A 10,249-nucleotide genomic window follows, 5' to 3' on the forward strand; every position below is an offset into this window, starting at 1 on the left:
CAGCATCGCCGGTTGGCCTGAGACGAGGTTGAGCGGCGATGGAACCACGGGTCACCCCCATTGCGGTCATCGGAATGGGATGCCGGCTTCCGGGCGGGATCGACTCGCCCGACGCGTTCTGGCAAGCGTTGCTGCGGGGCGACGACCTGGTGACCGAGATCCCGCCCGACCGGTGGGACGTCGAGGACCACTACGACCCCGAGCGCGGGGTGCACGGCCGGTCGGTGTCACGTTGGGGCGGCTTCATCGACGACGCCGGCGGTTTCGACGCCGCCTTCTTCGGCTTCGGCGAACGCGAAGCGACCGCGATCGATCCGCAGCACCGCTTGCTGCTCGAGACGTCGTGGGAGGCGATCGAGCACGCGGGCATCGCGCCGCCGTCGTTGAGCGGCTCGCGGACCGGGGTGTTCGTGGGGATGTGCCAGCAGGACTACACGCTGATCAGCGGCGACGCGGGTGTGATGGAGGACGCTTACGGCTACACCTGCACCCCGTTCAGCATGGCCTCCGGCCGGATCGCCTACGGGTTGGGCCTGGTGGGCCCGGCGATCACGCTCGACACCTCGTGCTCGTCCGGCCTGCTCGCCGTCCACCTGGCGTGCTCGAGCCTGAACACCGGCGAGAGTGATCTCGCGCTGGCCGGCGGCGCCATGCTGGTGCTGGATCCGCGGGTGTCGGCGTCGGCGTCCGCGCAGGGCATGCTTTCGCCCACCGGACGCTGCCACACGTTCGACGTCGCGGCCGACGGGTTCGTCCGTTCCGACGGGTGTGCGGTGGTGCTGCTCAAGCGCCTGCCCGACGCGGTGCGCGACGGCGACCGGATCCTGGCGGTGGTCCGCGGCACGGCGGTCAATCAGGACGGTCGTTCCGAGACGATCACGACGCCGTCCGCCGATGCGCAGGCCGCGGTGTACCGGGCGGCGTTGGACGCGGCCGGAGTCGACCCGGCCACCGTCGGCATGGTCGAAGCCCACGGCACCGGAACCCCGAAGGGCGACCCGCTCGAATTCGCCAGTCTCACCGAGGTTTACGGAGCCGGTGGCAATCGTGTCGCGCTCGGATCGGCCAAGAGCAACGTCGGGCACACCGAGGCCGCGGCGGGCGCGGTCGGATTGGTCAAGGCGGTGCTCGGGCTGCGGAGCGGTGTGGTGCCGCCGATGGCCCACTTCACCCGCCTGCCCGACGAACTTGCCCGCATCGAAACGGGATTGTTTGTGCCGCAGGAGGTTACGCCGTGGCCGGACAAGGGCGAAGGCCCGCGGCGGGCCGGGGTGACGTCGTTCGGGATGTCGGGCACCAACGTGCACGCCGTCCTCGAACAGGCGCCCGACCCCGACGTCGACGGGTTCGGCGCGGAAAGCGCACGGTCGCTACTGTTCCCGCTGTCGTCCACCTCCGCCGACGAGCTGCGCCACACGGCGCGGCGGCTGGCCGAGTGGGTGTGCGACCACCGGGAAACCGTGTCCGCCGCCGACCTGGCCTACACCCTGGCGCGGCGACGCGCGCACCGGACCGTGCGCACCGCGGTGACGGCGGACAGCATCGACGGGCTGATCGCCGGGCTGCGCGAAATCGCCGACGGCGAAACCCCTTTCGCGCCGGCGGCCGGTCATGACGATCGCGGGCCGGTGTGGATCTTCTCCGGCCAGGGCTCGCAGTGGGCCGCGATGGGCGCCGAGCTGCTGGCCAAGGAGCCGGCGTTCGCCGCCGCCGTCGCCGCGGCCGAGCCGTTGATCGCGGCGGAGTCGGGTTTCTCGGTGACCGAGGCGATGTCGGCGCCGAAGACGGTCACCGGCATCGACCGGGTGCAGCCGACACTGTTCGCCTTCCAGGTGGCGCTGGCGACCGCGATGCGCGCCTACGGTGTGCGGCCGGGGGCGGTGATCGGCCACTCGATGGGCGAGATCGCGGCGGCCGTGGTGGCCGGCGCGCTGTCGCTGCCCGACGGGGTCAGGGTGATCTGCCGGCGCTCGGCGTTGATGTGCCGGATCGCCGGCGCGGGCGCGATGGCCTCGGTGGAGCTGCCCGCCCAGCAGGTGCGCGACGAACTGGCCGCCCGCGGCGTCGGCGACGTGGTGGTCTCGGTGGTCGCGTCGCCCAACTCCACCGTGATCGGCGGGGCGACGCAGGCGGTGCGCGATCTGGTCGCGGAGTGGGAGGGCCGCGAGGTGATGGCCCGCGAGGTGGCCGTGGACGTCGCCTCGCACTCGTCCCAGGTCGATCCGATCCTCGCCGACTTGGCCGCCCAACTCGCCGATCTGACGCCGGCGGCGGCTGAAGTGCCGTATTACTCTGCGACGCTGGACGATCCACGCGCCCGGCCGGCGTTCGACGCCGGATACTGGGTGGACAACCTGCGCCAGTCGGTGAAGTTCGCCGCCGCGGTGCAGGCCGCCCTCGACGACGGCCATCGCGTCTTCGGTGAACCGTCGCCGCATCCGCTGCTGACCCGGGCGGTCGAACAGAACGCGGGCGCCTCCGACGTTGGCATCGCCGCGCTGCCGGCCATGCGCCGCGAGCAGCCGATGCCGCACGGGCTGTTGGGCTTCCTGGCGGATCTGTTCAGCGCCGGCGCCGCCATCGACTTCTCCGCGCTGTACCCGGGCGGTCGGCTGGTGGACGCGCCGCTGCCGACGTGGACCCACCAGCGGCTGCTCGTCGACGCCGGCGGGGCGGGCGCGCCGGGGCGCGGGCAGTTCACGCTCGACGTGCATCCGCTGTTGGGTGCCCACGTGCGGCTGCCGGAGGAACCGGAACGCCACGCGTGGCAGGGCGGGGTGGGCACCGCGGCGTTGCCCTGGCTGGCCGACCATCGGGTGAACGGGGTCGGGGTTTTCCCGGGGGCGGGCTTCTGCGAGATGGCGCTGGCTGCCGCGGCGGCGGTGCTGGGGCCGGACGCGGAGGTGCGCGACGTCCGCTTCGAGGAGATGCTGCTGCTGGACGACGAGACGCCGGTGAGCGCGGTGGCTTCGATCCTGGACGCGGGCGTTGCCGAGTTCGTGGTGGAGACCGATCGCGACGGGGAACGGATCCGCAGCGCCGCGGCGGTGTTGCACGCGGTCGCCGACGAGCAGCCGCAGCGACGCGACGTCGCCGCCCTGCTGGCCACCCACCCGCAGCTGGAAGACGGTGCCGCGCTGCGACAGTCGTTCGCCGAGCGCGGCGTCGAGTACGGTCCGGCCTTCGCCGGTCTGGTGTCGACGCGCACCGCCGAAGGCAAGAGCCGCAGCGTGGTGGCCGAGGTCGCGCTCCCCGGCGCGGTCCGCGCGGAGCAGGGGAGTTACGGGGTGCATCCCGCCCTGCTGGACGCCTGCTTCCAGACCGTGCTGGCGCACCCCGCCGTCAAGGAGGCCGCCCACGGCAGCCTGCTGCCGTTGGGCGTCGCGCGGCTGCGCCGCCACGGTCCGGCGCGCGGCGCCCGCTATTGCCACCTCCGGCTCGTCGCGGCGACGGCGTCCTCGGTGGACGTCGACCTCGATCTGCTGGATTCCGACGGCACGGTGCTGCTGGCGGTGCAGGGCCTGCGCATGGGCCTCGGCCGGGGTGGCGGCCCCGACGAGCTGATGGCCGAGCGGCTGCTGACCGTCGACTGGCAGCGGCGGACGCTGCCGCCGGTGCCCGAGCGGCCGGTCGGCGCCTGGCTGCTGATCGACACCGCCGAGGCCGACCCGCTCGCGTCGACCCTGGCGGATACATTGAAATCCCTTGGCGCACAAACAGATTTCCTGAGCTGGCCACGGCAGGCCGAGCACCGCCCCAACGCTGAGCGGCTCGGCGCCGCGGTGCGTGGCGGCCTGGAGGGGGTGGTCATCGTGTGCCCGCCGCCGGCCGGGGAGCCGGACGATCGGGGCCTGCTCGACGGACGCGAACAGGTCCGCCATGTGGTGCGCATGATCCGCGACTTGCCGGAGATGTCGGCGACGCCGCCGCGCCTGTACGTCATCACGCGGCGGGCGCAGATCGTGCGGCCCGGGGACGCGCCGAACCTGGTCCAGGGCGGCCTGCGCGGCCTGCTGCGGGTGGTCGGCGCGGAGAACCCGCAGCTGCGGACCACCCAGATCGACCTCGAGGCCGACGCGGACGTCGAACGTGCCGCCCACGAATTGCTGTGCGGTTCGGCCGAGGACGAGACCGCGTGGCGCGGCGGGCAGTGGCACACGGCGCGGCTGCGCTGCACGCCCCTGGGCGCCGACGAACGCCGGGTCACCACGGTGAACCACGAGACGGAGGGGATGCGCGTGGCGGTCCGTCATCCCGGTGACCTGCAAACGCTGGAATTCGTCGCCGTCGACCGCAGGACGCCCGGCCCGGGCGAGGTGGAGGTCGCGATCGACGCGTCCAGCGTCAACTTCGCCGAAGTACTTGCCGCGCTTGGCCGTTACCCCGACCTGGAGGGCGAGCCGCACCAGCTGGGATTCGACCTGGGCGGCGTCGTCACCCGCGTCGGCGCGGACGTCACCGACCACCGCGTCGGCGACCGGGTCGGCGGTTTCTCCGGTTTCGCCAACGGCAGCTGGGGCACGTTCGTCACGTGTGACGCCCGACTGGTGACCACCCTGCCGTCCGGGATGACCGCCGGCCAGGCCGCAGCCGCGGCGACGGCCTACGGCACCGCGTGGTACGGGCTGTACGAACTGGCGGGGATCTCGGCCGAAGACAAGGTGCTCATCCACTCCGGCACCGGCGGCGTCGGTCAGGCCGCGATAGCGATCGCGCGAATGGTGGGGGCGGAGATCTACGCCACCGCGGGCAGCCCGGAACGGCGGGAGATGCTGCGCGACATGGGCATCGAGCATGTCTACGACTCACGCAGCACGGCGTTCGCCGACGAGATCCGCCGCGACACCGACGGGTACGGCGTCGACCTGGTGCTCAACTCGCTGACCGGTGCCGCCCAGCGCGCCGGGCTCAACCTGCTCGCCTACGGTGGGCGGTTCGTGGAGATCGGCAAGCGCGACATCTACGACGACGCCCGGCTGGGCCTGTATCCCTTCCGCCACAACCTCACGTTCTACGCCGTCGATTTGGCGCTGCTGACCAAGACGCACCCGCGGCGGGTGCAGCAGCTGTTGCGGGCGGTCTACCAGCGGATCGCGGACGGTGATCTGCCGCAACCGAATTGCACCGAATACCCGATATCGGAGGCGGCGACGGCGATCCGCGTGATGAGCGGCGCCGAGCACACCGGCAAGCTGGTGCTCACCGTGCCGCGCACCGGCCAGACCCGCGCGGTGCTGCCGCCGGAGCAGGCCCCGGTGTTCCGCGACGACGGCGCCTACATCGTCACCGGCGGCCTGGGCGGCCTGGGCTTGTTCCTGGCTTCCGAAATGGCCAAGGCCGGGTGCGGGCGGATAGTGCTGACGGCCCGCTCCAATCCCACTCCCAAGGCGCGCCAGGCAATCGAACGGCTGCGCGCGAACGGAACCGATGTCGTCGTGGAAAGCGGCAACATCGCCGAGTCAGACACCGCGGCCCGGGTGGTGGCCGCGGCCACGGCCACCGGACTAGCGCTGCGCGGGGTGCTGCATGCCGCCGCGGTGGTCGAGGACGCCGTGCTCGCCAACATCACCGACGATCTGATCGACAAGGACTGGGCGCCAAAGGTCAACGGCGTGTGGAATTTACATCACGCGACAACGGGACAGCCGCTGGACTGGTTCTGCTGCTTCTCGTCGGTGGCCGCGCTGTTCGGCTCCGCGGGCCAGGGCGCCTACGCCGCGGCCTCCAGCTGGCTGGACGCGTTCACCCATTGGCGCCGCGGCCAGGGCCTGCCCGCCACCACGATCGCGTGGGGGGCGTGGGGCGAGATCGGCCGCGCGACCTTCCTGGCGGCCGGGGGCCGCACCACCATGATTGCTCCGGACGAGGGCGCGCGCGCGTTCGAGACGCTGCTCCGGTACGACCGCGGCTACACCGGTTACGTCCCGACGACGGGCGCGCCGTGGCTGGCCGCGCTGGTGGCGCGCAGCCCCTTCGCCGAGGCCTTCCAGGCCGCGGGGGAACAGCACGGCGGCGAGGGCGCCACGCTGCGCGCAGAATTGCGGGCGCTGCCGCCCGACGAATGGCCGGCCCGGCTGCGGCGCCTGATCACCGAGCAGACGGGGCTGATCCTGCGGCGCGCGATCGATCCCGACCGCGCGTTCGCCGATCACGGCCTGGACTCGCTGGGCAACCTCGAGCTGCGGACCCGCATCGAGGCCGAGACGGGGATACGGATCACCCCCAAGGTCGTGGCGACCTACAACTCCGCGCGTTCGCTGAGCCTGCACCTGACCGAGACGCTGGTGGCCGAAGGGGAGGGCGCCGTCGCGGCATCGTGACGGCGCCGGTTCACTCCATGACCCAGCTGTCCTCGTCGACCAGCGAGCACAGCCGCGAATGTATTGCGTCCAAAGTCTTTTCGCGCCCGGGCAGGTGTGCGTGGTGTTCGATGAACAGCCGGTTGGCGAAGGTTCCGACGCTGTAGAGGTCGACGGGCGCGCGGGTGGGGAAGTAGAGCTCGCTCTGAAAGTCCTCGAGCTCGATCTCTTCGGGAACCCGCAGCGGGGGGATGGTGCCGGTGTCGGTGCACAGCACCACCGGAGGGAGCCCGGCCGGGGTGCCCTGATACTGCAGGTTGAAATGCATCGCCGATTGCTGGATCACGCCGTCCGACAGGTCGGTCCGGAAGGACTCGACGATCCCGCGAGCCAGATCCACCAGTTCGGTGTCGGCCCTGATCTCGGCGAGATAGGTGGCCACGCCCAGCGGCAGCGTGCTGCCGGTGAGACTCACCGGGGGTGACAGCAGGTAACGCAGGTCGACCGGATAGATGTAGGGAATCGGAATGTGCGGGGTGCCGCGCATTTCCCACTCGGCCAGCAGAATCGCCGCCGCCACGACGGAGTTGAGGCTGAGCTGATTGGCCAGCCCGAACTCCACCAGCTCCGCCGTCTCCTCTTCGGTGAACCGGATCCGCGCGATCGGAATGGGTTGGATCGCATCCGGATCCGGCATCGCCGGCGGCGTCTCCTGCGCCGGCAGGTCGTAGGCGAACATCGCCTTGAACAGCTTCTCCAGCCCGGAGCGCTGCTGCTTTGTCACGCCACGCTGTTCGAGCAACAGCTCCAGCGATTCTGGCGCGGGCTGCGGTGTGATCGGGGGCGGTGCGCCGGTGGTCACGACATCGGTGTAGAGGGAGAACAGCTCCTCGAGCAGACCGAACGCATGATGGGCGTCCGCGAGGCTGTGATGGGTGTACAGGGTCAGTTCGGTGCGCTCGCCGCTGCGCTTCAACCGGAGATTGAGCAAGGTTTGCGTCTGGTCGAGCCGCATGCCGGCCGATGCCGGATCGGCGTCACCCTCGATCACCCAGATGCCCGGGTGCATCAGGTCTTCCGCGACGATCTGGTAGCGGCCGTCGTCGCCCTGTTCCAGCCGGCCGGTGAACACCGGATGGGACTCGAGCAGCGCGTCGAAGGCGTCGGCCATCGCGTCGAGGTCGACGGGACCGATGATGAAAGCGGTGAAGGCAAAATAGGTTTCGTTGACCGCGAAGACCTCTTCGCTGCGCGTCAGCCTTCGGATCACGGATCCGGGAAACATTGTCCCACTACCCCCTTGTCAGCTCGTGCTGGCCCGTCGATAGCCGACCAGCGTCGGCACGATGCACACGGCGGTGATGCCGCCCGCCCACAACAGCGTGGCGATCATCGGCCACCGCACCGGGCCGCCCAGCGACAGGCCACGCATGGCTTCGATCGCGTAGCTCATCGGCTGGTGGGCGACCACCGGCTGTATCCACTTCGGGAATTGGTCCACCGGCAGGAAGCCGGTCGAGAAGACGACGGCCAGAACGTGCAGGAGAGTGACCGTCTCGAGCAGAAAGTTGTTCGCGGTGTACAACGCCGCCATCGTGATCAGGGTCGCGAACGCCAGCCCGAATATCAGCGGGACGACGAACCAGGTCAGGCTGGCGAGGAAACCCTGCCGGAAGCGGAAACCCAGCAGCATTCCGACGCCCAGCACGACCAGCGTGGTGATCATGATCCGAATCATTTCGGCGGCGATGCGCGAGAGCACACCGGACGCGCGGTGCACGGGCACCACCCATAGCCGGCGCAGCAGCCCGTCGGAGCGTTCCCCGATGAGGCCGATCGCCCCGATCGCCGCGCCGTTGATCGTGGCGGCGAGCGCGTTCAGCGGAACCGTGCCGTACAGCGCGCTGTGACCGGTGACCTGCGAAATGACGTTGCCCAGAATGATGTTCAGCGTCAGCAGGAATAGGACGGGCAACACCAGCGCCTCGATCACCGCCGTCAGGTCGCGCGCCCAGCGCAGCAGGATCCGCCGCGTCTGGACCCACGTCTGGGTCGCCAGCGCCCGCGGCGAGTCCTCGTGGTGACGGCGCCGTTCGACGAACGGATCGGTGGCTTCGTGGACCAGGGTCATCGCGCCCGCCTGGCCAGAACGATCGCCGATGCCGGTATCAGCAGCGCCGTCAACCCGGACAACCACGCCAGCGTCGGCGCCAGCACCGGCCACGTCACCGACCCTCCGTACGGGGCGGCGTCCCCGGCCAGGGCGCGCAGGGCGATCACGAACTGGGACACCGGCTGGTTGCGGACGATCGGCTGGATCCAGTGCGGAAACTGCTGCGCCGGTTGGACTCCGGTGGACAGCAGTCCGAAGATCAGCGGCGGCAGGATGAGCAGCGGTGTCATGGCCTCCGGGTTGCGCGTCCCGGTGCCCACCAGGTCCGCCGCGAAGGACAGCATCGACCCGATGGCCACCACCAACAGGCAGAAGGCGACGACGTAGATCGCCGACCGGTGGAACCGGAATCCGATCACGTAGCCACAGACCACCGCCACCGCCACCGAAACCGTGCACCGGTACACCGCGGCCGAGACGCGGGCTCCCACCGGGGCGAACGGGGCCATCGGCATGGACCGGAACCGGCGGTTGATGCCCTGCACCGAATCGGTCGCGGCACGAAACGCCGTCGACATCGCGGCGAAGGTGATCGCCTGCAGCGCGATCAGCGGCATCACGTATTGCGCGTAGCTGCTGGACAGTCCCTTGGTCGCGGTGCCCATGATCTGATGCAGCGGGATGTAGAAGCCGGCGGTGAAAACGACCGACGACGCGACGGTCACGAGCAGCTCTCCGTTGCGCAGCGTCGGTGCGATGAAGCGGACGGTGAGGACCCACCACTGCGTCAGCGTGGACAGGTGCCGCTCGGTGGTCGCGGTGGCGGTCACCCGACGGCCCGGGTAGCGACGGGGGTGCGCGCGGCGGGGGATTCGTCTGTCAGCGCGAGGAATACGTCGTCGAGCGACGGTCGCCGCAGGGCCACGTCAGCCACCTCGATGTTGGCGGCGGCCAATCGCCCGACGGCCTCGACGAGCGTGTTGGCGCCGTCCGGGGCGGGGATCGCGATTCGATCCGAATCGGGCGTCAGGGTGGCCCTGATCTTCTCCGGCAGCAACGGGCCGAGCACGTCGGCGATCACCGGCAGATCCGCGAGGCGCCGCGGCACGATTTCGCAATAGCTGCCGCCGGTGCGCTCCTTGAGCTCGTCGGCCGTCCCCTCGGCGATCACCCGTCCGTGGTCGATGACGACGATCCGGTCGGCCAGCGCGTCCGCCTCCTCGAGATACTGCGTCGTCAACAGCGTGGCGACGCCCATGTCCTTGAACTTGCCGACCAGGTCCCAAATGCTCTGCCTGCTACGCGGATCCAGGCCGGTGGTGGGCTCGTCGAGGAACACCACCTGGGGCCGGACCACCAGGCCACAGGCGATGTCGATCCGGCGGCGCATGCCGCCGGAGTAGGTCTTCACCCGGCGGTCGGCGGCGTATGCCAGATCGAATTCGTCGATGAGTTGCTTGGCGCGGGCGCGGGCCGCCGACTTGCTCAAGCCGAACAGCCGACCGAACATCACCAGATTCTCGCCGCCGGTGAGCATGTCGTCGATCGCGACTTGCTGCCCGGTGAGCATGATGGCCTGGCGGACACCGGCCGGTTCCCGGACGACGTCGTAGCCGGCGACCACGGCGCGGCCGCTGTCCGGCCGGCTCAGGGTCGACAGGATGTCGACGAGCGTCGTCTTGCCCGCGCCGTTCGGGCCGAGCAGACCGAGCACCTCGCCCCGGCCGACTTCGAAGCTGACCTCGTGCAAGGCCACGAAATCGCCGAAGGTCTTGCGGACCTTGTCGACGACGACCGCCTTGTCCGTCGCTCTGCGTGCGTGATTCACCGGCCCCCC

General features: G+C 70.5%; 5 protein-coding genes. 1 reads left to right on the plus strand and 4 read right to left on the minus strand.

The genetic code is table 11. The annotated features are described in order from the left end of the window. Positions 1 to 38 precede the first annotated feature (38 nt). Complete coding sequence (gene pks2, locus A5691_RS06090) at positions 39 to 6,320, plus strand: type I polyketide synthase (protein WP_068017360.1); 6,282 nt, start codon at positions 39 to 41, stop codon at positions 6,318 to 6,320. Positions 6,321 to 6,330: 10 nt separating this feature from the next. On the opposite strand, the gene A5691_RS06095 is transcribed toward pks2, so the two are convergent. From A5691_RS06095 to A5691_RS06110, 4 genes are read right to left on the minus strand one after another with little or no spacing between them, the layout of a single operon-like run. Next, on the minus strand, positions 6,331 to 7,584 hold the full coding sequence (locus tag A5691_RS06095) for an acyltransferase (RefSeq protein WP_068017363.1): 1,254 nt from the start codon (positions 7,582 to 7,584) through the stop codon (positions 6,331 to 6,333). An 18-nt stretch (positions 7,585 to 7,602) separates the two neighbouring features. Beyond that, the gene (locus A5691_RS06100) at positions 7,603 to 8,430 is read right to left on the minus strand and encodes an ABC transporter permease (RefSeq protein WP_068017368.1); all 828 of its coding nucleotides are present in this window, start codon (positions 8,428 to 8,430) and stop codon (positions 7,603 to 7,605) included. After that, complete coding sequence (locus A5691_RS06105) at positions 8,427 to 9,242, minus strand: ABC transporter permease (protein ID WP_067749897.1); 816 nt, start codon at positions 9,240 to 9,242, stop codon at positions 8,427 to 8,429. Before A5691_RS06105 ends, A5691_RS06100 begins: the two co-directional genes overlap by 4 nt. After that, a complete protein-coding gene (locus A5691_RS06110; protein WP_068017371.1) occupies positions 9,239 to 10,240 on the minus strand; it encodes a daunorubicin/doxorubicin resistance ABC transporter ATP-binding protein DrrA in 1,002 nt (333 codons plus the stop codon). Before A5691_RS06110 ends, A5691_RS06105 begins: the two co-directional genes overlap by 4 nt. Between the last annotated feature and the right edge of the window lie 9 nt (positions 10,241 to 10,249).

The sequence above is a fragment of the Mycobacterium sp. E183 genome (genome assembly GCF_001667735.1).
In the GTDB taxonomy this organism is placed as follows: Bacteria; Actinomycetota; Actinomycetes; order Mycobacteriales; family Mycobacteriaceae; genus Mycobacterium.